At 71.5% G+C, this 25,046-nt stretch carries 20 protein-coding genes and 1 riboswitch; of the genes, 8 read left to right on the forward strand and 12 right to left on the reverse strand.

Translation table 11 applies throughout. The features are described from left to right. The first annotated feature begins 292 nt into the window (after positions 1 to 292). Entirely contained in the window at positions 293 to 1,150 is an 858-nt protein-coding gene (locus AB0E67_RS34275; RefSeq protein ID WP_362034467.1) for a MurR/RpiR family transcriptional regulator, read from the forward strand. A 151-nt stretch (positions 1,151 to 1,301) separates the two neighbouring features. Here AB0E67_RS34275 and AB0E67_RS34280 read toward each other — a convergent pair whose 3' ends face one another. From AB0E67_RS34280 to AB0E67_RS34290, 3 genes are read right to left on the reverse strand one after another with little or no spacing between them, the layout of a single operon-like run. Continuing rightward, the gene (locus tag AB0E67_RS34280) at positions 1,302 to 2,507 is read right to left on the reverse strand and encodes a M20 family metallopeptidase (protein ID WP_362034469.1); all 1,206 of its coding nucleotides are present in this window, start codon (positions 2,505 to 2,507) and stop codon (positions 1,302 to 1,304) included. Further along, the gene (locus tag AB0E67_RS34285; RefSeq protein WP_362034472.1) at positions 2,500 to 3,639 is read right to left on the reverse strand and encodes an amidohydrolase family protein; all 1,140 of its coding nucleotides are present in this window, start codon (positions 3,637 to 3,639) and stop codon (positions 2,500 to 2,502) included. The genes AB0E67_RS34280 and AB0E67_RS34285 overlap by 8 nt, the downstream gene beginning before the upstream one ends. After that, positions 3,629 to 4,924, reverse strand: coding sequence for a glutamine synthetase family protein (locus tag AB0E67_RS34290; protein WP_362034475.1), 1,296 nt, complete (start codon positions 4,922 to 4,924; stop codon positions 3,629 to 3,631). The genes AB0E67_RS34285 and AB0E67_RS34290 overlap by 11 nt, the downstream gene beginning before the upstream one ends. 297 nt (positions 4,925 to 5,221) lie before the next feature. Between AB0E67_RS34290 and mftD the strand changes: the two genes are divergently transcribed. Then, positions 5,222 to 6,403: a pre-mycofactocin synthase MftD gene (mftD, locus tag AB0E67_RS34295; protein WP_362034478.1), complete on the forward strand. Its 1,182-nt coding sequence runs from the start codon at positions 5,222 to 5,224 to the stop codon at positions 6,401 to 6,403. Between the two features lie 152 nt (positions 6,404 to 6,555). Continuing rightward, positions 6,556 to 7,863, forward strand: coding sequence for an aminotransferase class III-fold pyridoxal phosphate-dependent enzyme (locus AB0E67_RS34300; protein ID WP_362034481.1), 1,308 nt, complete (start codon positions 6,556 to 6,558; stop codon positions 7,861 to 7,863). Positions 7,864 to 7,934: 71 nt separating this feature from the next. Here AB0E67_RS34300 and AB0E67_RS34305 read toward each other — a convergent pair whose 3' ends face one another. The 6 genes from AB0E67_RS34305 to AB0E67_RS34330 all read right to left on the reverse strand — a co-directional run bounded on the left by AB0E67_RS34305 (position 7,935) and on the right by AB0E67_RS34330 (position 16,179). After that, a complete protein-coding gene (locus AB0E67_RS34305; RefSeq protein ID WP_362034508.1) occupies positions 7,935 to 8,111 on the reverse strand; it encodes a hypothetical protein in 177 nt (58 codons plus the stop codon). A 223-nt stretch (positions 8,112 to 8,334) separates the two neighbouring features. After that, positions 8,335 to 10,887, reverse strand: a complete 2,553-nt coding sequence (locus AB0E67_RS34310) for an ATP-dependent Clp protease ATP-binding subunit (RefSeq protein ID WP_362034483.1) — start codon at positions 10,885 to 10,887, stop codon at positions 8,335 to 8,337. A 417-nt stretch (positions 10,888 to 11,304) separates the two neighbouring features. After that, positions 11,305 to 12,891 (reverse strand): ABC transporter substrate-binding protein, encoded by a 1,587-nt coding sequence (locus AB0E67_RS34315; protein ID WP_362034485.1) that lies wholly within the window; start codon positions 12,889 to 12,891, stop codon positions 11,305 to 11,307. 329 nt (positions 12,892 to 13,220) lie between these two features. After that, positions 13,221 to 14,069, reverse strand: coding sequence for an ABC transporter ATP-binding protein (locus AB0E67_RS34320; protein WP_362034486.1), 849 nt, complete (start codon positions 14,067 to 14,069; stop codon positions 13,221 to 13,223). Then, positions 14,066 to 15,103: an iron ABC transporter permease gene (locus AB0E67_RS34325; protein ID WP_362034488.1), complete on the reverse strand. Its 1,038-nt coding sequence runs from the start codon at positions 15,101 to 15,103 to the stop codon at positions 14,066 to 14,068. Before AB0E67_RS34325 ends, AB0E67_RS34320 begins: the two co-directional genes overlap by 4 nt. Positions 15,104 to 15,216: 113 nt before the next feature. Then, the gene (locus tag AB0E67_RS34330; protein WP_362034504.1) at positions 15,217 to 16,179 is read right to left on the reverse strand and encodes an ABC transporter substrate-binding protein; all 963 of its coding nucleotides are present in this window, start codon (positions 16,177 to 16,179) and stop codon (positions 15,217 to 15,219) included. A 110-nt stretch (positions 16,180 to 16,289) separates the two neighbouring features. Next, positions 16,290 to 16,472: riboswitch (cobalamin riboswitch) on the reverse strand. 269 nt (positions 16,473 to 16,741) lie between these two features. Here AB0E67_RS34330 and AB0E67_RS34335 point away from each other — a divergent pair. The 4 genes from AB0E67_RS34335 (at position 16,742) to AB0E67_RS34350 (ending at position 21,222) form a co-directional block, all read left to right on the forward strand. After that, entirely contained in the window at positions 16,742 to 17,884 is a 1,143-nt protein-coding gene (locus tag AB0E67_RS34335; protein WP_362034506.1) for an alpha/beta hydrolase-fold protein, read from the forward strand. 374 nt (positions 17,885 to 18,258) lie between these two features. Beyond that, complete coding sequence (locus AB0E67_RS34340; RefSeq protein WP_362034490.1) at positions 18,259 to 19,497, forward strand: sensor histidine kinase; 1,239 nt, start codon at positions 18,259 to 18,261, stop codon at positions 19,495 to 19,497. Next, positions 19,469 to 20,170 (forward strand): response regulator transcription factor, encoded by a 702-nt coding sequence (locus tag AB0E67_RS34345; protein ID WP_362034492.1) that lies wholly within the window; start codon positions 19,469 to 19,471, stop codon positions 20,168 to 20,170. The genes AB0E67_RS34340 and AB0E67_RS34345 overlap by 29 nt, the downstream gene beginning before the upstream one ends. Positions 20,171 to 20,856: 686 nt before the next feature. After that, a complete protein-coding gene (locus AB0E67_RS34350; RefSeq protein WP_362034494.1) occupies positions 20,857 to 21,222 on the forward strand; it encodes a hypothetical protein in 366 nt (121 codons plus the stop codon). 165 nt (positions 21,223 to 21,387) lie between these two features. Here AB0E67_RS34350 and AB0E67_RS34355 read toward each other — a convergent pair whose 3' ends face one another. Together AB0E67_RS34355 and AB0E67_RS34360 are read right to left on the reverse strand one after the other, a co-directional pair. Next, entirely contained in the window at positions 21,388 to 22,110 is a 723-nt protein-coding gene (locus AB0E67_RS34355; protein ID WP_362034496.1) for a GNAT family N-acetyltransferase, read from the reverse strand. Between the two features lie 207 nt (positions 22,111 to 22,317). Next, complete coding sequence (locus AB0E67_RS34360; protein WP_362034498.1) at positions 22,318 to 23,388, reverse strand: GNAT family N-acetyltransferase; 1,071 nt, start codon at positions 23,386 to 23,388, stop codon at positions 22,318 to 22,320. A gap of 367 nt (positions 23,389 to 23,755) precedes the next feature. Between AB0E67_RS34360 and AB0E67_RS34365 the strand changes: the two genes are divergently transcribed. Beyond that, on the forward strand, positions 23,756 to 24,412 hold the full coding sequence (locus tag AB0E67_RS34365; protein WP_362034500.1) for a maleylpyruvate isomerase N-terminal domain-containing protein: 657 nt from the start codon (positions 23,756 to 23,758) through the stop codon (positions 24,410 to 24,412). 61 nt (positions 24,413 to 24,473) lie between these two features. Here the strand turns inward: AB0E67_RS34365 and AB0E67_RS34370 are convergent. Further along, the coding region (locus AB0E67_RS34370; RefSeq protein WP_362034502.1) for an Hsp70 family protein at positions 24,474 to 25,046 on the reverse strand (573 nt) is incomplete at its 5' end.

Consider the following 25,046-nt stretch of genomic DNA (forward strand, 5'->3'; position numbering starts at 1 on the left):
GGTCCGGTTCGCCCCTCCGCTGGTGGCGACCGAGGACGAGATCGATCTGCTCGTGGACGCCCTCGCAGGCGTGCTCGGTGACGCTCGGAGCTGACGACGCGTCCGCCCGGCCCCTCCGAGGGGCCGGGCTTCCTCTCACGGCTCGGGGAGGACCGTGCCGTGGGGGCGATCCCCAGCACGACCGCGGGGCGGTCGGGCGGGTGTCACGAGGCGGCCCGCGCGCCCTACCGGCCCGGCGCGCACCGATGTAACGAATGTTTCAGTGCGTGCGCAGCCTTGGTAGCCTTGAAAAATGGAGACGATACCGGGTGGTCACGCGTCGGTGCGGAAGCTGCTGCTCTCCGCCATGGACGAACTGAGCAACGGTGAACGCAAGGTCGCCCGCGCGGTGCTGGCCCAGTACCCCACTGCCGGCCTCACCACCGTCGCGGACCTCGCCGCAGGTGCCGGGGTCAGCTCGGCGACCGTGGTCCGGTTCGTCACCCGGCTCGGTTTCGCCGGATTCCCGGCCTTCCAGCGCTCTCTGGTCCACGAGCTGAACGGCGAACTGGGCTCACCGTTGAAGCAGTACGCCGAGAAGGCGCCGGCCTCCGCGAAGGGGGTGCTTCCGGAGACGCACCGGGCCTTCGCGCGGATGCTGGAGGCCACCTATGCGGAGCTGCCGGAGTCGGAGTTCGCCACCCTCGTCAAGCTCCTCAGCGACCCGGCGCGCAGCGTGCGGGTGGCCGGGGGCCGGTTCAGCCGGTTGCTGGCCGAGTACCTGGTCATCCATCTGTGGCAGCTGCGCGAGGACGTCGACGTGGTCGGCCAGGAGGAGATGGAGCGTCGCAGGGCGCTCGCCGACGCGGACGCCAACACGGTTCTCCTCGTCCTCGACTACCGCCGCTACAGCGAGTCCAGCCTCCGTTTCAGCGAGGGGATGGCGGCCCGGGGCGCCACCGTGTGCCTGATGACGGACAACTGGCTCTCTCCCATCGCCAAGCTGGCCAAGGTCGTTCTTCCGGCACAGGTGGAGTCCGCCTCGCCGTTCGACTCCCTCGTGGCCGCGATGGCCCTGAGCGAGAGCCTGGTGGCGGCGGTGACGGATGCCCTGGGCGCGGCGGGCAGGGAACGCATGGAGCGGTTCGAGACGGCGACCGAACACGCCTGACCGCACGGCACACACCCGAGCGCACAGCCGGTCGATCACCTCGGGCCGTGCGCTCGGGCGGTTACGGACACCCGGACCGGCCCGGACGCAAGGAACGGCCCGGGGCCGGTCGATCCCGCCGCGTGACCGGCCCCGGGGCCGTGGTGGGCCGCTACCCGGCCGACGCTTCCGGCGCGCCGGGGTCCCCGATGCGTTCCCCCAGGGCGGCGACCGTTCCGAGGTAGCCGGCCATCAGAGCCGTGGCGACGGCGCGTACGTCCTCGTCATCGGGCAGGAAGCGTGAGGAGTGCAGTGGCTCGGATGTCTTTGTGCCGACGAACAGCATGGCCGAGGGCACGCGTTCGCAGAAGTACGAGAAGTCGTCCGAGCCCAGGGAGCGCAGGTTCCGGGAGACGGTGAGCCCCCGGCGGTCCAGTTCGTGCGTGATGCTCCGTGCCAGGGCCGGGTCGTTGTCGAGTACGGGTTCCCCGTGGGTGATGGTCACCGTCGCGGTGCAGGCGTGTGCCCGCGCGACGGATTCGGCGACCTCCGTGATCCGTCGGTGGATGAGCTCCCGGGTCGAGGACGCCAGCGCCCGGAGAGTGCCGGTCGCCCGCGCGGTGCCGGCGATGACGTTCGCGGCGTTGCCCGCCGAGAGCGACGACACACCCACGACCGCGGGCGTCATCGGGTCGACGGACCGGCTCACCACGCTCTGGAGCGCGACGACGATCTCGGACATCGCCAGCAGCGCGTCGTTCGTCAGATGGGGATAGGCGGCGTGTCCGGATCTGCCCCGTACGACGATCTCGAACTCGTCTGAGGAACCGTTGACGCCGCCCGGGGTGCACGCCACCTCGCCCGGGGCGAGCAGGGGCTGGACATGGACGCCCACCATGGCGACGCACTGCTCGGACTCGACGAGACCGCTGGCGACGATGTCCCGTGCCCCGGACGGGTAGGTCTCCTCGCGTGGCTGCAGGACGGCGAGCAGGGGTACGGGAGGCCCGGTCTCGGCCAGGGCTCCCGCCACGGCGACGAGTGCGGCGAGGTGGGTGTCGTGGCCGCACGCGTGCATGACACCCGGCCGGGCCGATGCCCATGCGACATCGGTGTCCTCGGTGACGGGCAGCGCGTCCATCTCACCGCGCACGCCGATCGCCGGTCCCGGCCAGCCGATGCGCAGCACGGCACCGGTCTCGGCCGTCTTCATCGCCGCACCGGCCCCCGGCAGCGCGGCCAGCACCATGTCCCGGGTCGACGCCTCGTCGCCGGACAGGTCGGGCTCGCGGTGCAGCCGGCGTCTGAGGTCGAGCGCCGCGGGCAGGTGCCGGTCCAGGGCTGCCCACAGGGCTTCGTACGCGTTCGGGTCAGTCATGGGGCAGTCCGTAGAGGCGCTGTGCGTTGGTACGCCCGATCATCGTGGCGACGCGGACGGCCTCGGCCTCGGCCCACTCGCCCTCCTCGACCCAGTCGCCGAGCGCCCGGGCCATGCCGCGCCGCCAGAGTGCGGCGCCCAGGTGGTGCAGCTCGGGCGGCCCCCAGGCGTCGGAGGAGTACAGCACCTTGGTGAAGGGGGCCAGTTCGAGGCTCTCGGCGACGACGGCGGTGGAGGCGGCACCGGTGTAGTTCACCCCGAGACCGACATCGAAGTAGACGTGCGGAAACACCTGCGCGAGGAACCCCGCGTTGCGGTGGAACGGGTAGCAGTGCAGCAGCACGACATGGGTTCCGGTGCCCTCGATCTCCTTGAGCCAGGGCATCAGCAAAAGCGGGTCGCACCGTCGCAGATCCAGGTCGGGGTCGCCGTACCCGGCATGCAGCTGCAGGGGCAGACCGGTGTCCACGCCCGCCCACAGGGCCATGCGCAGCAGCACCGGGTCGGTCACGCGGACGGGGCCGCCCGCCGCCAGCTCGCGCAGCCAGGCGCCGGCCGCCCGTTCCACCTCCTGGGCGGAGGGGCGGGCAGGGGCGAAGTCGAAGCCGTAGCGGTAGGCGATGATCGACTTCAGGCCGACCGCCGACACGGTGGCCCCGGCCAGCGCCGCCCGGAAGTCGTCGGCGAGGCCCGCGGCGCTGCTCGTCGGAGCGACGTCCTCGAGAACGGTCTCCAGGCGCACGATCTCGGAGAACCGGGCGGGCAGCCGCTCGGCGAGCGTCTCCGTCGGCAGCAGCTCGTCACTCTTGAAACCGGTGTCCAACAACCAGTCGGAGACACCGGCGGCGGTGAGGAAGAGGTCCGACAGCTGCTCGGGGGTGCGCCCACAGCGCGCGTTCCAGTACGCGTCCGCCGGCGCGTGCGGGGGCAGGCCGAGGAGCGGTGCGCAGTGGCGGCGGATCGCGAACCCGATCTGGGAGTCGAACTGAGTGACCCCGGCCGGGATCGGACGGTCGGATTCGGTGATCAGCGTCTCGAACCGGCCGCGGGTCACCGGCGAGGCGAGCGGGGCGTGGACGTGGTGGTCGACCAGCGGCAGTGTGGCGATGTGGCGGCGCAGTTCAGTAGACATCGGCGACCCGCCCGCACACGTCCCGCTCGTCCAGACCGGAGACCGCGGCCAGTTCCGACCGTTTCACCGAGCGGTGGGTCTCCAGCAGCTCGTCGGAGAACCAGCCGGACACCACGTCGTCCTTGTCGAGTTCCAGGAGGGCTTCCTCCAGGCCGCGGGGCAGGGAGGGGACTTCCGCGAGGTCCGATTCCCCGGCCTCCTCGGGCCACACCCGCGGCTGCCCGTAGTCCGCCTCCAGCCCCTGCAGTCCGGCCCGCACCAGTACGCCGAGGACCAGCCACGGGTTGGCGGTCGCGTCCGCGGCACGGAACTCCAGGTTGAACTGGTCGGCGACGACGCCGCCGCCCAGGCTGCTCGTCGGACAGATCCGCAGCAGGGCCTCCCGGTTTCGCTCGGCCAGGAACACCCCGGCGGAGCTCCAGCGCCGGGGCGCCAGCCGCAGATACGAACTGGGGCTGCCCGCCGTGAACGAGAGCAGCGCCCGGGCGTGCCGGAGGATCCCGGCGCTGAACCGGCCGCCCAGCTCGGAGAGCCCGCCGGGGCGCTGTTCGTCGTGGAGGACCGGGCGTCCGGTCTGCGCGTCGCGCAGGGAGAGGTGGACGTGCACGCCGTTGCCGCTGCCGTCGGGGTGCAGCAGCGGCGCGAAGGTGGCGCGGTGTCCGTGCCGGGACGCCAGGTCGCGGACCACCTCCCGCAGGACGACCGCGCGGTCCGCGGCGGTCAGGCCGTCGGACGGGCGCAGGGTGATCTCGAACTGGCCGGTGCCGAACTCCGGCAGCCACGTCTCCGGTTCGAGTCCCATCCGGTCCAGCAGCGCCACCAGTTCGCCGCCGAACGGCTCGGCGGACCGGAACCGGGTGAAGGAGAACGGGGCGCCGCTGTCGAGTCCGGGGATCATGAACTCGTGCTCGAAGGTGGCCACCACCTCCAGCCCGGTGGCACGCCGGAAGTCGTCGAGCGCCCTGCGGGCGAAGGTGCGCGGGCAGTTGTCCCACGGGGTGCCGTCCGGCAGCACCAGGTCGGCGAGATACAGACGTACACCCGGCACATCGCCGCGGGCGGGGATGTCCACGCCGGTGGACTCGGCCGGGAGCAGCTTCAGGTCACCCGTCGAGCCGAACGGGTTCGGCGCGATCTCCCCGAAGGCCGTCACCGCGAGATCGGCCGGAACCCACCCCACCCCGCGACGCAGCACCCCCTCGGCCGCGTTGCCCGGTGCGGCACGCCCGCGGGTGAATCCGGACAGGTCGTTGGTCGCCACGAACACCGTGGATGAAGAACTCATGCCTACCTCTTCGGTCGGGCCGCCTCTCCGTGCCGCGGGTTCCGCGGGGGGCGCGGGCGGGCCGCGGGACATTGAGAGTTACAAACCTTTCAAGCTGGGTCAAGGGCGCCTGATGTGGAATCTTGATTTCATTCATGCTCGGTACTCATGTTTCAGAAACCCGTTCTTCTGCTATTGCCGTAAGTTAAATTTCAGCCTACGGTGGCCGAACCTAGTCGGGTGGCCCCGTCCACCGCCGCCGGGCGCATCTCCCCGCCCCGCGTGGACCACCGGACGGGCGATCGAAGGGAACGAACCGTGGTGACCCGAGTGCCGTTCAAGAACCTGGCCGAGGCGGAGCGCCTCGCCAAGCGCAAACTGCCCAAGGCCGTCTGGCTGGCCGTGAAGGCCGGCAACGAACAGGGCTGGACCCTGGACGAGAACCTGCGGGCCTTCAACGAACTGGGCTTCTCGCCGACCGTCTTCGACCGCCCGACCTCCTTCGACCTGCGCACCACCGTCCTCGGGATCGACATCGACTTCCCGGTCCTCGTCTCGCCCGTGGGCGCCCAGGCCATTCATCCCGACGGAGAGGTGGGCGTGGCCCGTGCCGCGGCCCGCGCCGGTACCGCGACCGGACTGAGCTCCTGGGCCTCAGACTCCGCGAAGGACGTCGCCGCGGCCAATCCCAACACGATGTTCCAGCTCTACTGGGTCGGCAAGCGCGACCAGATCGAGGCCCGGGTCGAGGCCGCGCGCCGGGCCGGTGCCAAGGCGCTGATCGTCACGCTCGACTGGTCGCACACACCGCGCCGCGACTGGGGAGTTCCCCCGGCCCCGCCGAGCGCCCTCGACCTCAGGACCATGGTGCGGCTCGCGCCGGAGGCCCTGTCCCGGCCGGCCTGGTTCGGCAGCTATCTGCGCCGCGGCCGGATTCCCGAACTGAAGGTGCCCAACCTGTTCGACCGTATGGGAAACGTGCCGTACTTCGGCACGGCCTGGGCCGAGTTCGAGGCGACGCCACCTCCCACCTGGGACGACGTGAAGTGGCTGCGCGAGCTGTGGGGCGGCCCGTTCATGGTGAAGGGCATCAACACCATCCGGGACGCCAAGCTGAGCGTGGACCTCGGAGCCGACGCCATCTCGCTGTCGAACCACGGCGGCAACAACATCGACGGCAGCCCCTCGCCGCTGAGGTATCTGCCCTCGGTCGTCGAGGCCGTGGGCGACCAGGTGGACGTACTCGTCGACGGCGGCATACGGCGGGGCTCGGACGTGGTCAAGGCGCTGGCCCTCGGCGCCAAGGCGGTCCTGGCCGGCCGCGCGCTGCTCTACGGGCTCGCCTGCGCCGGTGAAGCGGGCGCCTACGCCGTACTCGACATCCTCCGCAGCGGCATCCGCGAGACCATGTACGGGATCGGCCGGTCCACCATCCGGGACCTGGAGCCCGGGGACCTGATGGTCCTCAACCGCGACTTCTTCGTCCCGCCCGCCCGCTGACGGCGCCCCGGCCCGTACCCGGAGCGCCCGCACGGATCCTGTGCCGGCGGCGGGTCCTGCGCGGGCGACCGGCCGGGAGGAACCCGCGCCACGCACACTCCTCGTCGCCCCTCACGCACGTCCCGACACCACCTCCCCGAGAAGGAGTCCCCATGCCCACAGCTCCCGACGAGCTGAACCAGTCGTCCGTCTGGGACCGCGCCCGGCACGTGGTGCCCCGCGGCGTCTCCTCCGGCCACCGGGTCGGCTGGCGCCAGGTGTTCGTCCGGACCTCGGGGGCGTACGTCTGGGACGAGGACGGCAAGCAGTACACCGACTACCTGAACGCCTGGGGCCCGATCGTTCTCGGACACTGCGACCCGCGGGTGAACGAGGCTGTCTTCCGGGCGGTCAGCACCTGCGACCTCACGGGAGTGGGCCCCCAGGCCGGGGAGTACCAGCTCGCCGAGAAGATCTGCGAGGTCATGCCCTCGGCACAGAAGGTCGCGTTCTGCACCTCCGGCACGGACGCCACCATGCACGCCGTCCACGTCGCGCGGGCCACCACAGGCCGGCTGAAGGTCCTCAAGTTCCACGGTTCCTACCACGGTTGGAGCGACCACGTGGCGGTGGGGAGCTCACGCTCCGACCTGACGGCGACCTCGCGCCTCAACACCCCCAACGGCGGAGGGCTCCACCCGGCCGTCGTCGACGACGTCGTCGTCGTGGAGTGGAACGACGCCCGGGGACTGCGGGACGCCTTCGACCGCCACGGCCAGGAACTCGCGGCCGCCTTCGCCGAGGGTTACGTCCACAGCTTCGGCTGTGTGCCCGCGCGGCCCGGCTTCCTGGAACTCCTCCGTGAACTGTGCACCCGCCACGGGGTGGTGCTCGTCTTCGACGAGGTGAAGACCGGGTTCCGCGCGGCGATCGGCGGCTACCAGTCCCTGTGCGGGGTCACACCCGACCTCACCGCCTTCGGAAAGGCTGTCGCCAACGGATACTCGCTCGCCGGGCTCGCCGGTTCCGACGCGGTGATGGGGCACCTCGGCGCCTACTCCAGGACGGAGGCCACCATCGACGGCACGTACAACGCCTCACCGTACGCGCTGGCCGCCGCCAACAAGACGCTGGAGATCATGGAGAGCGACGACATCTTCGGCATCCTCCACGCCCGCGGCGAACGCGTGCGGGGCGGCATCGAGAAGGCCATCGCCGAGACCGGGGCCGAGGCCGTGGTGGTGGGCCTCGGCTCCGAGTGGTGCGTCTACTTCCGGGCTGAGGCACCCGTGAACTTCCGGGAGGCCATGCAGTGCGACGGCGAACGGTACGCGCGCTACCACGCCTCCCTGCTGGCCCAGGGAGTGCTCGAACCCGCCTTCCCCACGGGTGACCGGCGGCTCAACGCCGCGACCACCGAGGAGGACGTGGACCGCACGCTGGAGTGCGTACGCGTGGCCCTCGAAGCGGCCGTCGACTGACCCGCGGCCGCACGGAACCGCGACCACGGGCCGGAGTGCCGGGAGACGGCCCGTGATCGGTCGTGACCTGCTCACCGGGGCGTCGCGCGTCCAACGTTCCCGGCGTGCATCGTTCCGGGCAGGTGGCCGCGGCTGAGCTCGGTGCTCACCTGGACGGTGAGGCCGCACCTGCGCAGCGCCTCGTGCGTGTACGCGGTGTCGGGCGCGGCCATGGCGAAGTTGCGGCCCATGCCGACGAACATCTTCACGTCGCCACGATGCATGGCCTCGATCCCGCGCACGGGGACGGACCCGCGCCCTCGCGCACCAGGGCCCGGCTCACGCTCCTGGCCGTGCCCCAGCCCGCCGCCGGGTGGCGGTGGCGGCGGAAGGGGCCGGTGCGTCCGGCGGAACCGGTCCCGCCCGGGGGCTCGCGGCGCTCCTGGCCGCCGTCGGAGGCGTTCACGGCGATGCAACCCCTTCGGGTCGGTTTCAGGACTTCTCGTCCGGGCCCTGCCGTGTCCCCGCCCGTGTGTCGCCGCCCGGCCCGTCGCCCGCCTCGTCCGAGCCGCCGCCGACGACCGTGCAGTGCAGCGAGTTGTCCAGCACATCGGCCACGATCGTGTCGCCGGGTTCGGCATCGCCGCCCAGCAGCAGCAACGCGATGCGGTTGTCGAGCTCCGACTGGATCGTGCGCCTGAGCGGACGGGCGCCGAACTCCGGCTGGTGGCCGTGGGCGATCAGCAGCTTCTTGGCGGCCTCCGTCACCTCCAGCTCCATGCCCTGCGCGTGGACCCGGCGCTTGCTCTGCTCGAGCAGATGGTCCACGATCCGCGCCAGGTCGTCCTCGCCGAGACCGTGGAAGATGATGATGTCGTCGATGCGGTTGAGGAACTCGGGCAGGAACCGCGTCCGCAGCTCGCCCATCAACTCGTCCTTGAGCTCCGACACATCGCCCTTGTGATCGAGGATGCGATGCGCACCGATGTTGGACGTCATGATGACGACGCAGTGCCGGAAGTCGACGGTGCGGCCCTGGGCGTCCGTCAGCCGCCCGTCGTCGAGGATCTGCAGCAGCGTGTTGAAGACATCGGGGTGCGCCTTCTCCACCTCGTCGAACAGGACCACGCTGTAGGGCCGACGCCGGATCTTCTCGGTGAGCTGGCCCGCTTCCTCGTACCCGACGTATCCCGGCGGAGCACCGACCAGCCGGGCGACCGTGTGCTTCTCCTGGAACTCGGTCATGTCGAAGCGGACCATGCGGTTCTCGTCACCGAACAGCAGCTCCGCCAGTGTCTTGGCCAGTTCGGTCTTGCCCACACCGGTGGGGCCGAGGAAGAGGAAGGAGCCCACGGGGCGATTCGGGTCGCCCATGCCCGACCGGCTGCGGCGTACCGCCTGCGAGACCGCGGTGACCGCCTCGTCCTGGCCGACGATGCGGGAGTGCATCTCCTCCTCCAGCATGAGGAGCTTCTCCTTCTCACCGGCCGTGAGCTGGGAGACCGGGATGCCGCTGCGCCGGGAGACCACGTCCGCGATGTCGCGGGCGGTGACGGAGACGACGCCCTCGCGGCGCTCCTCGATGCCCGCGAGCTCCCCCTCGACCTCGGCGATCTCCCTCTTCAGCTCCGCCGCCCTGTCGAAGTCCTCGGCCGACACGGCCTGATCCTGTTCGCGCCGCAGCTTGGCGATGCGGTCCTCGCGGCTGACGACCTCGGTGGAACGGCTCGCGCTGCGCAACCGCACCCGCGCTCCCGTCTGGTCCATCACGTCGATCGCCTTGTCGGGCAGGAACCGGTCGCTGATGTAGCGGTCGGACAGCTCCGCCGCGGCGGCCAGCGCGCCGTCGGCGAACCGGACCTGGTGGTGCGCCTCGTACGCGTCGCGCAGCCCCTCCAGGATCTGCACCGTCTCCTCCACGGTCGGCTCCGGCACCATCACCGGCTGGAAGCGCCGTTCGAGCGCGGCGTCCTTCTCGACGTGCTTGCGGTACTCGTCGATCGTCGTCGCACCCACCACGTGCAGTTCGCCGCGCGCGAGGGCGGGCTTGAGCATGTTGCCCGCGTCCAGGGAACCCTCGCCCGTCGCGCCCGCGCCGACGACCGTGTGCAGTTCGTCGATGAACAGGATGATGTCCCCGCCCGCCGTCCGGACGTCCTCGATGACCTTCTTCAGACGTTCCTCGAACTGGCCCCGGTACTGCGCCCCGGCCACCAGACCCGACAGATCGAGCGAGACCACCCTCTTGTCCTTCAAGGCCTCGGGGACCTCACCGGCCACGATGCGCTGCGCCAGCCCCTCGACGATCGCGGTCTTGCCGACCCCCGGTTCCCCGATGAGCACGGGATTGTTCTTGGACCGCCGCGAGAGGATCTCGACGGTCTGCTCGATCTCCTCGGCCCGCCCGACCACCGGGTCGAGCTTCCCCGCCTTCGCCTCCTCCGTCAGGTCGCGTCCGTACTCGTCGAGGGTGGTGGCGGGCTTCTTCGCCTCGGCCGGCGCCCCGTCCGCCCGGGCCGTGTGCTCCGTGAGGTCTACCAGCCTTCCGACGTCCTGGCCCTCCGCCTCCAGCAGGCGCGAGGCGCCCGAGTCGGGGTCGTCCAGCAGCGCGCCGAGGATGTGCTCGGGACCGATGTAGGACACACCGGCCGCCTGCGAGCGGGCGTACGCGGCGGTGAGGGTGCGCTTGGCGGCGGGGGTGAGGCCCGGTTCCGCGGACGGCTCGCCCGATTCCCGGGGAAGGATCTTCGCGATCCGGGACGCGAGTGCCTCCGGGTCCGTGCCCGCCTGGGCGAGCAGCGTACGCGCCGGGTCGACCTTCGTGGCCGCCCACAGCAGGTGCTCCGTGTCGAGGTCGGCCGTCCCGTCCTCCACCGCCCGCTGCCCGGCCAGATTGAGGAGGCGCAGCGAGGACTCGGTCAGCAGCCGTCCGATCGGGACCCGCTGCACCGCCGGGGGCGACGACGCGGGCGACATACCGAAGAACCGGTTCAGCAGGTCGCTGAACGGGTCGGACGAGCCGAAACCGAATGACGACATCGACATGGCAGCTCCTGGTACGGCGACGGTTTCCCTCAACCAAATCGCGATGCCACGTATGCCGCAAGCGGGACGAATGTTCAAGAAATACGGGCGAATTTCCAGCATTTCGATGCGCCGCCGCCAGGAGGGACCGCCGCCGGTGGCGGCGCCGGGGTGGGCCGTCCGGGACGCGCGACGAGCGGGGCATGCGCGTCGGCGGAGAAGGCGATGTCGATCAGGCGGAAGTGCGCCATCGGTGTGGCGGCTTCCCCGCGGCGCCGCGACCGACGTCCCCGGGGAAGCACCCCGGCGTCCCCGGGAAGGGACCCGACGCCCTCGGGTCCCCGGCGAAGGGGGGCGGGAGTGCGCCGGACACCCCGCCCCACTCGCGCGAACGCCGTCTCCCGGACGATCCCCCGTCCGCGTTCCGCGGCGCCGGAGTCACTCCGCGGTGCCGAGCTCCCAGAAGCGGAAGACCGTCGAGGTGTCCAGGCAGTTCTGCAGCCCCCGGATGCTCTCGTGGGCGACCGCGTACTGCTGGCCCTGCCAGAGCGGCAGGAACGGCAGCTCCCGCGCCACGATGTCCTGCAGCTTGATGAAGTCCTGCCGGGTGTCGGCGCGGTCGGTCACGGAGGAGGTGCGCGGGATGATCTGGTCCGATATCTCGTTGTTCTCGTAGTTGTTCGACAGCACGTTGTTCTCGCCGAAGAACGGCTGGGTGAAGTTGTCGGGGTCGGGATAGTCCGGCACCCAGCCCTTGACGTAGACGCCGTACTTGCCTGCGGCGATGTTCTTCTCGTACTGGCCGAACGGGACGGACTTCATGTCGGCCTCGAACAGCCCGCTCCGGTTCAACTGGTCAGCTATGGTGCGTAGTTCGTCATCCGTGGCGGGACCATATCGGCTCGGGGTGGACCAGAGCGTGAGCTTCACCTTCTCGGTGATTCCGGATTCGCGCAGGACGTTCCGCGCCTTGTCCGGCTTCGGACTGTCGCCGTACACGTCGAAGAACGAGGTGCCGTGGCCGGTGATGCCGACCGGGACCACCGAGTAGAGCGGCGTCGCCGTGTCCTGGTACACCTTGCTGACCAGGGAGTACCGGTCGACGAGGTGAGCGATGGCCTTGCGCACGGCGAGCTTGCCGACGACGGGATCGGCTACGTTGAAGACCAGGTGCTGGACCTCGGCGCTGCTGCCCTGCACCACCGTGAGGCCATCCTTCTTGGCGGTGGCCGAGGAGTCCAGGGCGGCTATCGCCTTGGCGGTGAGGCCGCGGTAGGCGATGTCGACGTCGTCCTTCTCCAAGGACGACCTCAGCGCCTGCTGATCGCCGCGGAACAGCTTCAGCGTCACCCCGGAGTTCTTCACCTCGGCGTTTCCGTGGTACCCGGAGTAGACCGAGAAGTCGGCTTCGGACTTGTCGATGGAGTCCAGCTTGTAGGGTCCCGATCCCACCGTCTTGCCGCCCCCGAGCAGGCGGTCCTTCGGATAGACCTGGTGGTCCACGATGGAGCCGGCACCCGACGCGATCTTGCTGGGGAACGTCGCGTCGGGCACCTTGAGGTGGAACACCACGGTCTTGTCGTCCGGGGTGTCGATCGACTTGATGGTGGACAGCATCGGCGACGGACCGGCCGGGTCGTCGATCGCGATCGTACGGTCGAAGGAGAACTTCACGTCCTTCGACGTGAGACTGTGGCCGTTGCTGAACTTCAATCCGTCGCGCAGCGTGCAGGTGTAGGTCTTGCTGCCGTTCGAGAACCCGCACTCCTCCGCGGCCTCCGGCACGGGGGTGGAGGAAGCGGGCGGGAAGCTCAGCAGGGACTGGAACACGTTGTTGAACAAGAGCCAGGACCCCGGGTCGTACCCCGAGGCCGGGTCGGTGGCGAGGATGCCGTCGGACATCCCGACGACGATCCTGTCCTTGCTCTCGGACGGCCAGATCTGGTCCTCGGAGCCGCAACCCGTCAGCAGCACCGCTGTCATTCCCCCGACGACCAGAGTGCTCGACCGCCTCGTACGATCCATCACGGAAAGTGCTCCATACTGTCGGCCGGCCGCGAGGGTGTCCCCGGACAACCGGATCGGGTCAGGAAGTACTGCGCACGCCGCGACCAGACACTCGGCCCGGTCGGGCGTGTTGGTGCGGACCGAGCGGACTGCCGGGACTCGGTGTTCGACAGGAATTGTATGCACGGTGACTGACAGTCAGCTTCCGCTTGGTGAACGGTAATCGGCCGAACGGCGAACACGCCCTGGAGGAAGGGTGGATGGGCCGTGCGGCAACAGGTGGCCACGATGGTCGCTCGCCGCCGTGCCGAAGGCGGGAGCGGGCCGTCTCGCGCGACCCCGCCCGCTCACGGAACGGGCCCGTCCCCCCGGGCCGTCACGGCCCGGCGGGGTCCCAGCTCCCCGGGCAGGAACGTCACATGGGGCGCTCCCGTGCGGGGGTGGACGACGACCTCGCCCGCCACCTCGTAGACCTCGCGCAGCAGTTCCGCGGTGATCACCTCTGCGGGTGGGCCGGACGCGACGACCTCGCCCCCGCGCAACACGTAGAGGCGATCGCAGTAGTACGCCGCGAGGTTGAGGTCGTGGAGCGCGACCAGAACGGCGGCGGGGAGCCGGCGCAGGATGCCGAGGACGTCGAGCTGGTGGCGTATGTCCAGATGGTTGGTGGGTTCGTCGAGGACGAGCAGCGAGGGCTGTTGGGCGAGGGCGCGGGCGATGAGCACACGTTGGCGCTCGCCGCCGGAGAGCCGGTCGAAGGAACGGTCGGCGAGCGAGGCCGCGTCCACGGACGCGAGGGCGGACGCGATCAGCCGGGCGTCCTGTGCCGTGTCGCCGTCGAACAGGCCCTTGTGCGGGGTACGCCCCATGGCGACCACCTCACGGACCGTCAGGTCGAAGTCGGCGACGGGCTCCTGGACCACCGCGGCCAGGGTACGGGCCAGTGTGCGCACGGGCAGGCGCCAGACATCGGTCCCGTCGACCCGTACGTGTCCGGCGTCGGGTCGCAGCACGCGGTAGACCGCGCGCAGCAGACTCGACTTGCCGCTGCCGTTGGGGCCGACCAGCCCCACGACCTCGCCGGGGCGGACGGTCAGGGAGACGTCCCGGACCAGGCGGTGCGCACCGGCGGACAGGGTGACCCCGTCGACGGACAGGGCGCCGCCGCCGACGGCGCGTTCGACCGCGTCGCTCATGCCGCCCCCCGTTCGTCGTTCCGCCGGGCGTCACGGCGCATGAGCCAGAGGAAGAAGGGGCCTCCGCACAGCGCCGTGAGCACCCCGACGGGAAGTTCCAACGGCGCCGCGACCGTGCGGGCGGCGATGTCGGCCCAGATCAGGAAGACGGCTCCGCCGAGGGCGGCCGTCGGCAGCACGCGACGGTGGTCGCCGCCGACGACGAGCCGCACGGTGTGCGGCAGCATCAGCCCGACGAAGCCGATCGGCCCGGTCGCGGCGACCAGGACGCCGGTGACGAGGGACAGCAGGACGAACATGCGGGCCCGGAACCGGGCCACGTCGAGTCCCATCGTGCCCGCCGACTCCTCGCCGGCCAGCAGCAGGTTCAGGTTCCGTGCCTGTACCAGCAGGACGGCGATGCCGAGCAGCAGGGCGGCACCCGGCAGCCAGAGCGTGTCCCAGCCGACGCCGCCGAGGCCGCCGAGGGTCCAGGCGAGGACGGCACGGGCCTCGTGGCCCCGGCCGGTGGTGAGCAGCAGCAGGTTCGTCACCGCGGTGAGCACCGACGCCGTCGCCACACCGGACAGCACGAGCCGTACCGAGGTGATGCGTCCGCCGGTGCGCGCGGTCGCGTACACCACCAGCAGCGCGCCCAGGGCACCGGCGAACGCGGCGGCCGGCAGCGAGACGGGCCCGAGCGCGCCCATGCCGAGCACGATCACCGTGACCGCGCCCAGCGACGCGCCGGAGGACACGCCCAGCAGGTACGGCTCGGCCAGCGGGTTGCGGATGAGGGCCTGCATGGCGGTGCCCACCACGGCCAGCCCGGCGCCGGTCACGGCACCGAGCAGCACCCGCGGCGCCCGCACGTCCAGGACGATCGTCTCCCGGGCGCGGGTCCAGGACGGCTCCTGCCAGTCGGCGCCCAGCGCGTGCGTCACGATGCCCCACACCTGGCCGGGCGGCACGTGCACCGAGCCGATGGCCAGGCCGGCGGTGGCGGAGACCACCAGCAGCAGCGCGAGGACGGTCAGCGCGAGGGGGAGGGGCACGCGCCGCGACCGGCCGCCGCGGCGCGGGAGCCACGCACTCGCTCCGTCGACCGCCCTCTCGGTCGTCCCGTCGGGCGGGGCGGCCCTCACGGGCGTTCCCGTCCCCGTCCCCGTCACCGGAAGCTCTCGGGATGCAGACCGCGTGCCAGGCCGTCGACCGCGTACGCCGAACGGATGCCGACGAGGGTCGCGGTCAGCGGCAGGACCACGAACCGCTCGTTCCTGATGGCCGGGACGTCGGCGAGGGCGGGCTGCGAGAGCAGGAACCGCTTCTTCTGCTCGACGCTGCCGGAGCCCGCGTAGTCGTAGATCACCACGACCTCGGGCTTGCGGGCCACGACCTGTTCCCAGGAGACGTCCCCGAAGACGTCGTCGAGCCCCGCGAAGATGTTCCGGCCGCCCGCCAGCCCGATCAGGTCGTTGCCGAGCCCCTTGCCGCCCGCGGTGAAGGCGGTCTTCTCGCCGCTGTCGTAGACGAAGACGGGCACGTCGGGCCCCTTCCCCACGGCCGCGACGGCCTTGTCCACGCGCCCCCTCAGATCGGCCACCAGCGCGGAGGCGCGGTCCGGGACGCCGAAGACGTCGCCGATGGTGGTGATCTCGTCGTAGGTGTCCCGCATCGTCACCCGCTTCTTGCCGCAGTACTCGCGGTTGAGGTAGGTGTCGATGCCCGCCTCGGCGAACGCCTTGCGCGACCGGCCCTCGTTCTCGGCGAACGCGCTGCCGTAGCCGCCGTAGACGAAGTCCGGCTCCGCGTCCAGGACGGTTTCGAAGGACGGCTCCCGCTTCGCCAGTTCGGGTACGGCCGCGAAGTCCTTCCGCAGCTCGGGCAGGACGGCCGAGTCCGGGAAGGCGGTACCGACCATGCGGTCCTTCAGCCCCAGGGCGAGGAGGAGTTCGGCGGGGTGCTGATGGATGGTGACCACGCGCGAGGGCGGTTTGTCGTACGTCGTTCTCACACCGCAGTTGTCCACGGTGACCGGGAAGCCCTCGACCGACGACGCACCGGCCTCCGGCTTCCCGGGGGAGCCGGCGGTGCCGCAACCGGCGGCCGACAGGACGGTGGCCAGGGCCATGACCCCGGCGACGACGCGCGGGGCGCGCCGGGTACGGGCAGAGGGAGAGCAGGGGCGGCGGCGGGGTATGCCGAAATACACGTAGAGCCTCCTGGGGAGTCCGCGCTCCTCAAAACGGGCCCGCGACAGGCCAGTGTCCTGACTCCCGGATCGACGTTCCCCCCGCCTTCCCGCGCGGCGCGCAGTGGCATGTCGAAGGGTTCCACTCCCCGGTCACAGTGGCGGGACCGTGCCGGATTCGCACCGGCTTCCTGTCTCCCGTCGCGGCGATGACCTGCCGATATTACGTTTGTCCGACGTCGGCGCACAAAGGGCGCCCATGTGAGTGATCGCACGCCGAGAAACCGGGGCCCGTCCCCCGGCCGTTCCCGCCCCTTCCCGGCGCGGCCGGGGCGCGCGATGCGGGAGGCCGAGGGCGACCGGCGTCGAAGGAGCGGGGGCCGGTTGCCGAAGGCACGGGAGTGACCGGCGTCAACACGAGGTTCCCGGTTCTCGCGTTCGACGTAAAAAGGTGGAAAAGAGGGTAAACCATCGTGCTGTGTGCGACATCCTCACTGGCGTGATGAGCCTGACGGGGACACCCTTCTTCCTGGCCACGATCGCGCTGGCCATGGTCAGCCTGCTGCTTCCCCTGTTGCTGTGGGGGCGGGTACGGGGTCCCGCCGTGGTACGAGGCGCGAGCCGCCTCGCGATGGTCGTCCTCGCGCAGGGGGCGGCCGTGCTGAGTGTCTTCGTGGTGGTCAACAACACCAACGGCCTGTACGACAGCTGGGCCGATCTGCTCGGCACCGGACACCATGTCGTCGCAGCCCCGGACCTCGGACGCGACGGACTCGGAAGTCACAAGGACCTGGCGAACGAGCCGAAGGCCGTCCAGGAGTTCGACCCGGTGCACGACGCCCGGATGGGGCGGAACGTCCGCGTCACCCAACTGCGCGGCCGGGTGTCGGGGGTGCGCGGCGAGGTGTACGTGTGGCTGCCGCCGCAGTACGACCAGCCGGCCTTCCGGCACCAGAGGTTCCCCGTGGTCGAACTCCTCGGCGGCTTCCCCGGTTCGGCGAAGGCGTGGTTCAGCAGCCTGCGGGTGCAGTCGCAGTTGGCGGCCGGGATGCGGAGCGGCGAGATCGCCCCGTTCATTCTCGTCGAACCGCGCACCAATCTGCTGGCCGGTCAGGACACCGGATGCGCCAATGTGCCGGGCGTCGTGGACGCCGAGTCATGGCTCAGCGTGGACGTCCGGCAGATGGTGATCGACACCTTCCGCGCACGGGGCGGCGCGAAGGGGTGGGCGGTGGCCGGCTACTCGGCCGGGGCGCACTGCGCCGTGAAGATGGCACTCGCCCACCCCGACCGGTACCGGGCCGCGGTGGGCCTGTCCGGCTACAACGACCCGGCCGCCGAACGGGTCTCCCTCACGGCCCGCGCCCCGGAGCTGCGGCGGGCCAACAACCCGCTGTGGATCCTGCGCCATGCGACCACCCCTCCGCGCGTCGCGCTGTATCTCTCGGGCGGACGCGACGACGGCTACCGCGACGGACTCGCGCTGCGGCGCGCGGCGGCACCCCCGACACGGGTGGTGGTGGCCCGGGTGACCGGGCCGCACACCATCGGCCTGTGGAAGCGCCAGGTGCCCCAGGTCTTCCGCTGGCTGACGGCCGAACTGTCGCCGTGGGCGGGACGGGTCGCGCCGACGAAGGGAGTCTGAACCGACAAGAAGCGCTGGGGGAGGGACCGACGGCCCGCGGGGGAGTGGCCGAGGCGGGGGCGTGACGGGTGGTCGGGCGCTCGGGCCCCCGCCGTCCGTTGTCACGTCGGCCGGCCGTCGTCATGCCGGTCGGGCGTCGGCCGAATGGAGTCGTCGGGCCGTCCGGCCGGGCGATCGTGACGACGTGTCCGGCGCCTCGGCCGGGGCACCGGCGGCGGTTCGGCGCACGGGCGGCAACCGCGCGTCGGAGGCCTCGGGCGTGGGCGGACACCGGATTCCGGGGACGGCGGCCGGGGCGGGGGGCGGATGCCGGAGGCCGCGGGGCCGTCCCGCGTGACGATGCCCGATGCGGTCGTCGACCCTACGGTGGTGCCATGGCGGTGAGCAGTGGTCGGAGAAGGGGGGAACGGTCCGGGTTCGGTGTGATGGACGCACTGGTCCTGGTCGTGCTGTTCGTCCTGTCCGTCGTGGCCGCCTCGATCGTGCCGCACGAGCGCGAGTTCTCCTTGCGCTGGCAGGCGGTGGTGCTGGCGGGCACCGGTTGTTCCGCGCTGGTGTGGCGGCGCCGTCACCCGGTCGGTGTACTGGCCGTGGCGGTCGGCTGCGGGGTGGCCTTCCAGGTGCTGGGATTCCGCGAGAGCCCGCTGGTCATCAGCCCCGTCCTGGTGTCGGTCTACACGGTCGCCGCGCACACCGACCGGCGAGTGACCTTGATCTCGGCGATGTCGTCGGTCGCCATTCTGGTGGGCGTCGCCGTGCTGTGGGATCCGCGTTCCTGGCTGGCCCCGGACAACGCGGCGATGCTGGCGTGGACGGTGCTGCCCGCTGCCATCGGTGACGGGGTGCGCTCGCGCCGCGCCTATGTGGCCGCGGTGGAGGAGCGGGCGGAACACGCGGAGCGCACGCGCGAACAGGAGGCGCAGCAGCGGGTGGCGGCCGAGCGGGTGCGGATCGCGCGCGAACTGCACGACATCGTCGCCCACCACATCGCCCTCATCAACGCCCAGGCGGGCGTGGCGGTCCACCTCGTGGAACGGCGGCCGGAGAAGATCCTGGCCGCACTGGAGGACATCCGGGACACCAGCCGGTCCGCGCTCGACGAACTGCGCGTGACCGTGGGGCTGCTGCGGCAGTCCGGTGACCCGGTGACGCCGCGCGACCCGATGCCCGGCTTGGCCCGCGTACCGGCGCTCCTGGCATCGTTCGAGCGAGCCGGACTGAACGTGAGCCACAGCTGGCACGGCGTCGCCGAACCGCTCGCTCCGGCGGTCGACCTGGCCGCGTACCGCATCGTGCAGGAGGCCCTGACCAACGTGCACAAGCACGCGGGGGCCGACCGCGCCCGGCTGTTCCTGCACTACCGCCCCGAGCGGCTGACGATCACCGTCGAGAACGATGGCCGGACCGGAGTCGACCCGGCCCGTCCGGGGACGGGCCACGGGCTCATCGGGATGCGCGAGCGCGCCTCCACGGTCGGTGGGCGGCTGTACGCGGGCGCCCGCCCGGAGGGCGGCTTCACCGTGACGGCCGAGCTGCCGTTGCGCCCCGGCCCGGTCATGGGCGAACCACAGAGAAGGGACGGGCATGACGATCCGCGTGCTGCTTGTCGATGACCAGGCCCTGCTGCGGGGCACGTTCAGGATGCTGTTCGACTCCACGGACGACATGGAGACGGTGGGGGAGGCGTCCAACGGGCAGGAGGCGCTGGACCTGGCCCGTGCGCAGAGCCCCGACGTGGTCCTGATGGACATCCGCATGCCGGAGATGGACGGTCTCGAAGCCACTCGGCTCATCAGCGAGTCCGACGACCTCACCGAGGTGAAGGTGCTCATCCTCACCACCTTCGAGGACGACGAGCACGTGGCCGAGGCGCTGCGCGCAGGTGCGAGCGGCTTTCTCGGCAAGGGCGCCCGGCCCGAGGAACTGCTCGACGCCGTCCGGACGATCGCCGCGGGCGAGGCCCTGCTGTCCCCGTCGGCGACGCGTGCGCTGATCGGGCGATTTCTCGCCCAGCCGGATCCGTGCCCGGCGGGCGTGCACGAGCGGCTGGAGTGCCTGACGCGCCGGGAACGCGACGTCGTCGGGCTGGTGGCACTGGGGCTGTCGAACGACGAGATCGCGGCGCACCTGTTCGTCAGCCCGCTGACCGCCAAGACCCATGTCAACCGGGCCATGACCAAGCTGGCGGCCCGGGACCGGGCCCAGCTCGTCGTCATCGCGTACCAGTGCGGTCTGGTGAGTCCCACGACGGAATCGGGGCCTTCGCAGCCGTCCATGCAGTCGTAGTCGCACTTCCGGGAGTGTGCGGGGGCCGGGCACGGGAGAGGCCCTGGAGTCGGGCACGGACGTCGGCGTGATGTCCTGCCGACGGGCCGTTCCAGCCGGTGGTAGGCGCGGGGACCGGATACCGCAGCCGTGGTAGTCGGAATCGCTGCGGCGGGACGACGCGCGAGGGGCCTCCTCCGGGCGACAGTGGGATGGCGAACGGAGGTGTCGCCATGATCGAAGCCCACGGCCCGGCCGAGCGGTACGAGACGGATGACGCGACCGGTGTCACCGGCCCGGCATCCACTGCCGTACGCCGCTTCACCGGCACGGGATCCGCTCCCGTCGGCCGCTCCACCGGCCCGGCGATCGGGGCGACCCCGACGGGCGCCCAGCCCGTCCCGACCGGTCGGGCGGCCCCGTCGCCGGACGTCACCGATCGCGTCCGCCCGTCCGGGCGGCGCACCGCGTACGGAGTGTCACTCCTCGGTTACGGGGTATCCGACCTGCGGACCCACCGCGACAAGGGCGTGCCTCCGACACCGTCCGCAGGACGCACGGCTACCGGGAGGCGTCTCCCGGAACCGTCGTTCGCGCCCGGTGATCAGGCCCCCCTCCACCACGACTCCCATGCGCGATTCCCGCGCCCGGACCACTGCCATGACGGCCGCGCGACCGGCGCCGCAGCACAGGAAGGACCCCCTCCCATGTTCACTGCCACCAAGAAGCGCAGCACGATCGACGAACGACTGGCCGAGGCGTCCGCCCCCAAGGTTCCCGCGCCCGACACGTCGGGCGGCCACGGCCACCCGGCGCCCGCCCTCACGCACCGGGCCAAGGACGACTTCCGCGCCCCGCCCGCACACCTGCTGCTCCTCCGCGACGCGCTGGCCGACCGCGCCGTCCGCGACCAGGGGGCGGGCACCGGTGACGGGGCCGGACGGCGCCGGGGCGCACCCTGCCGACGCGTTCGGGCACACTCGGCCGGGACCACGCAGCTCACCCTCTCCCAGTGGGTCAGCAGGACCGCCAGGATCGGGACCACGGCCGACGAGCACGCGGCCGCGAGCTGAGGGGTGGGCCACCGTGGGCCGACGGGCCTGCGACCACGAGCCCGACGGGTCGGCCACCGCGAGCCGACGAGCCCGCGGGAGGAACGCGCCGATCCGTGGTGACACACCCCGGGGCTGCACGGCGGCAGGCGGAGCGGCACCGCGGAACAAGACCGGTGAGTACTCCTATCCGGCCGACTGCGGCGAGGCGACGTCCCAGGTTCCGAACCGGGTCAGCCCGGCCGACGTGGCCGCCGCCACCGAGGCGTGGTTGTCGAGTCGGCACCGGTACTGAGGCTCGTGGTCCCGCGCGAGGGCGTGCCGGGAGATCGCGCGCACGAGGCGGCGGGCGTGGCCCCTGCCCCGGTAGGACGGCAGCGTCAGTACGCCGAGGTCGGCCAGCGGCGCGTCGTTCCACGGGTACATGCTCGCCACGCACACCAGCTGCCCGTCCTCGAAGGCGCCGTGGACCGCCCAGTGGTCCAGTGCGACGTACGCGTCGTCGAGATCCTGTTCCGGGGCCGCCGCCTCGAACCGCTCGAACGCCCGCGCGTCGGCCGCGGTGAGCGGGCGGACCGAGGGGTCGTCCGGCTCACCGAGCAACGCCTTGCGGGCCTCGTGGGTGAAGTAGAAGAGGTTGGCGGCTCCGTGCAGCGAGATGCCGGACGCCTCCAGCCGCCGCCGGAAGCCCGCCTCGTCGACCGGTTGCCCTTCCTCCAGACCCATCTCCCCGGCGAGAGCGGGAGTGAGCAGGACACGCGTCCTCCCGTCGGTCGTCGTGAGGACGGTGAGCCGTTCGTCCTCGTCGAGCGCGGCGTCGGTGGTGACACCGAAGGTGTCGTCGCCGCAGAGGAACCGGCTCGTCGGGGAGGGGGCGAGCCAGAAGTCGGTGACAGTGGAAGCGAACACGTCGGGCTGCTTTCTGTTCGTCCGATCGGGTCGGGTGGATCGGGTGTGCATGGTCAGGCGGCTGCGGAGGCCGCACCGGGGCCCTGTCGCCGGATGCCTCGGGAGGCGTGGTCGGCCGGCCCTGCCGTGAGGTCGACGATCAGGGGGCGGACGAGCCCCAGGGGCTGAGGAATCCCAGGGCCTCAGGGGCCTCACGGGCCCGTGAGGTCAGAAGCGCTTGACGAGGCTGACCGAGCGGTCGGTGACGGTGAATCCCAGACTCCGGTACAGGCCCAGGGCGCCGGTGGGGCTCTCGGAGTCGACGTCCAGCACGGCGCGGCCGAGAGCATCGGTCCGCAGTGTCCGCAGCACGTGGGCCAGCATGGCGCGGGCCAGCCCCTGCCCCCGTGCCTCCCGTCGTACCCCCACGGCCGAGATGTACCCGAACGGGCCCCCGCGCAGCGGCCATTCCTCCGGTGACACGTCCACGAGGACGAGGCCGACGACGCGCTCGTCCTCGGATGCGCCGGACGTGCCGGGGGCGACGGCGAGTACGGACAGGTCCGGTCGGAACGCCTTCAGGCGGTCACCGGCGGCCCATTCGGCGACGGTGACCGGCTGGCTGCCCCAGTGGTCGCGGAAGGCGTCGTTCAGCGCGGACCTGGCCCGCTCCCTCCACTCCTCGCCGTAGGGCACGAGCCGCACCCCCGAAGGGGGAGGCGGCTCGGCGAGCGGCGCCACGAGGTCGCGTTCCAGCTCCAGCCACCATCGGGCGCGCTCGTAGCCGTGCGCCTCCAGGAGCCGGATCGTACGGGTGGCACGGTCGTCCGTGCCCGAGGCCAGCCACCCGGGCAGGGCGGCGTCGCACGAAGCGAGATGCTGGAGGCCACGGGCCTCCTGCCATGCCAGCAGCGCGCTGCCGATGCCCTCGCCACGACGGTCCGGCGCCACCGTTCCGTCGAGTTCCACCCAGAAGATCGTCTCCGGGCTCGCCGGGGCCACGGCCGAGCCGTAGGCGACCGCGCGACCGCCGGAATCGACGGCGATCACCGCGTCGCGCTCGGGGACGAAGGTCTCGCCGGCGAACTCCTCCTCCAACTCGTCCCTCATCACCAGCCAGCGCGGGTGATCGACCTGCCCGGCGGCACGCTTCAGGTCGAGGACCAGATCGATGTCGGCGGCGGTGACCGGTCTCCAGACGAGCCCGTCACCGGCCGTGGGCAGGGCGATGGTCGAAGGGGCGGTCACCCGGTCGCGCAGTGCGCGGGTTTCGGGGCCGTGATGCGGTGTCCCGCTCACTGGGTTCCTTTCTCGGCACCGGCCGTACGCCGTGGGACCGCTGCGGCGGCGGTCCGGCATGGGAGCGGGCGTGGAGGCCGCGTGTTCCACAGGGAGTCGAGCCGAGCGGTCATCGCCTCGGGCACGATCGAACTGTTGGGTCTTCGCTCGTCACCGTTCGGATCGTAACGCCTGAGGATCATGGAAAAAACTGAATTGAGCCCGCGGTGTTCGCGTCCGCGACACGGACGGGACAGGGCCGGGGCCGGTTTTCCCCGGGGGGCGCGAACCCGGCCTCCCGAAGGGCTGGTCGGCGGTCGGAGCGCGCGAACCGCCCGCACACCGGCAACGCCTGTACGCCTTCACCGCGCCGCACTACCGTGCCGACATGGATCTCTTCTCGCGTTCCTGGACGGCGTTGCGCACGGCCGTCGTCGCACTCCCGGACGAGGACTTCGCGCGGCCGTCCGGCTGCTCCGGCTGGCTCGTACGGGATCTGGCGTGCCATCTGATCATCGATGCCCAGGACGTCCTGATCACCCTCGCCACCCCCGCCGACACGCAGCCGACCCACGACGCGGTGACGTACTGGGCGGTGGCCCGTACGCCACCGACCTGTGCCGACCCGCTCGACGCGCTGACCGTCCGGCTGGCCGCCGCGTACGAGGAACCCCGGCTGCTGAAGCACCACCTCGACGACATCGGCTCCGCCGCGGGCCGGGCCGCCGGACTCGCCGACCCGGGCCTCCGGGTGGCCACGCAGGACAAGGTGCTCACCGCGGGCGACTTCCTCTCCGCGTACGTCCTGGAATGGACGCTGCACCACCTCGATCTGATCGCGTGTCTGCCGGACGCGGCGCCGCCGCCCGCCGCGGGACTCGCCCGGTCCCGCGCGATGCTGGAGGTGATCGCCGGGTCCCCGTTCCCCGCGTCGTTCTCCGACACGGACACCTTGCTCATCGGCACCGGACGGCGTGCCCCGACCGACGCTCAGCGAGCCGAACTGGGCGAGACGGCCGCTCAACTCCCGCTCGTCATCGGCTGATCGGCGCGGTGGGGCGGAGAACGTTCCGGGGAGGTGAGAAACGCAGACGCGCGGGCGTCCGTCACCCGCCGTCCTCCTTCCGCTCGTCGTCGACGATCTCCGCATCGACGACCTCGTCCTCACCGCCGCCGGACGTGCCCGCGCCGGCACCCGGTCCGGAGCCGTCGGGGGAGGTGCCGTCCGCCCCACCCCGGGCCTGCGCGTACAGGGCGGAGCCGATCCGCTGCGCGGCCGTGCTCGCCCGCTCGGTGGCGGTACGGAGCCCGGCGGTGTCGTCGCCCTTGAGCTTCTCCCTGACCTCGGTGAGCGCCTCTTCGGTCTCCGTGCGCACGTCGTCCGGGATCTTGTCGGCGTTGTCCTTCATCAGCTTCTCGGTCTGGTAGAGCAGGGACTCCGCGCGGTTGCGGGTCTCGGCGGTCTCCTTGCGCTGCCGGTCCTCCTCCGCGTGCTGCTCCGCCTCGCGCACCATGCGGTCGATGTCGTCCTTCGGCAGCGAGGAGCCGCCGGTGACGGTCATCTTCTGTTCCTTGCCGGTGCCGAGGTCCTTGGCGGTGACGTGCATGATGCCGTTGGCGTCGATGTCGAAGGAGACCTCGATCTGCGGGACGCCGCGCGGGGCCGGCGGCAGGCCCGT

This window comes from Streptomyces sp. NPDC032161, from assembly GCF_040636995.1.
Classification (GTDB): Bacteria; Actinomycetota; Actinomycetes; order Streptomycetales; family Streptomycetaceae; genus Streptomyces.

Excerpts from the sequence above, each read along its gene's own strand:
- AB0E67_RS34310 (WP_362034483.1), bottom strand. The coding sequence starts at position 10,887 with ATGTCGATGTCGTCATTCGGTTTCGGCTCGTCCGACCCGTTCAGCGAC.
- AB0E67_RS34275 (WP_362034467.1), top strand. The coding sequence starts at position 293 with ATGGAGACGATACCGGGTGGTCACGCGTCGGTGCGGAAGCTGCTGCTC.
- AB0E67_RS34365 (WP_362034500.1), top strand. The coding sequence starts at position 23,756 with ATGGATCTCTTCTCGCGTTCCTGGACGGCGTTGCGCACGGCCGTCGTC.
- AB0E67_RS34300 (WP_362034481.1), top strand. The coding sequence starts at position 6,556 with ATGCCCACAGCTCCCGACGAGCTGAACCAGTCGTCCGTCTGGGACCGC.
- AB0E67_RS34280 (WP_362034469.1), bottom strand. The coding sequence starts at position 2,507 with ATGACTGACCCGAACGCGTACGAAGCCCTGTGGGCAGCCCTGGACCGG.
- AB0E67_RS34285 (WP_362034472.1), bottom strand. The coding sequence starts at position 3,639 with ATGTCTACTGAACTGCGCCGCCACATCGCCACACTGCCGCTGGTCGAC.
- AB0E67_RS34320 (WP_362034486.1), bottom strand. The coding sequence starts at position 14,069 with ATGAGCGACGCGGTCGAACGCGCCGTCGGCGGCGGCGCCCTGTCCGTC.
- AB0E67_RS34315 (WP_362034485.1), bottom strand. The coding sequence starts at position 12,891 with ATGGATCGTACGAGGCGGTCGAGCACTCTGGTCGTCGGGGGAATGACA.
- AB0E67_RS34330 (WP_362034504.1), bottom strand. The coding sequence starts at position 16,179 with ATGGCCCTGGCCACCGTCCTGTCGGCCGCCGGTTGCGGCACCGCCGGC.
- AB0E67_RS34335 (WP_362034506.1), top strand. The coding sequence starts at position 16,742 with ATGAGCCTGACGGGGACACCCTTCTTCCTGGCCACGATCGCGCTGGCC.
- AB0E67_RS34290 (WP_362034475.1), bottom strand. The coding sequence starts at position 4,924 with ATGAGTTCTTCATCCACGGTGTTCGTGGCGACCAACGACCTGTCCGGA.
- AB0E67_RS34345 (WP_362034492.1), top strand. The coding sequence starts at position 19,469 with ATGACGATCCGCGTGCTGCTTGTCGATGACCAGGCCCTGCTGCGGGGC.
- AB0E67_RS34350 (WP_362034494.1), top strand. The coding sequence starts at position 20,857 with ATGTTCACTGCCACCAAGAAGCGCAGCACGATCGACGAACGACTGGCC.
- AB0E67_RS34340 (WP_362034490.1), top strand. The coding sequence starts at position 18,259 with ATGGCGGTGAGCAGTGGTCGGAGAAGGGGGGAACGGTCCGGGTTCGGT.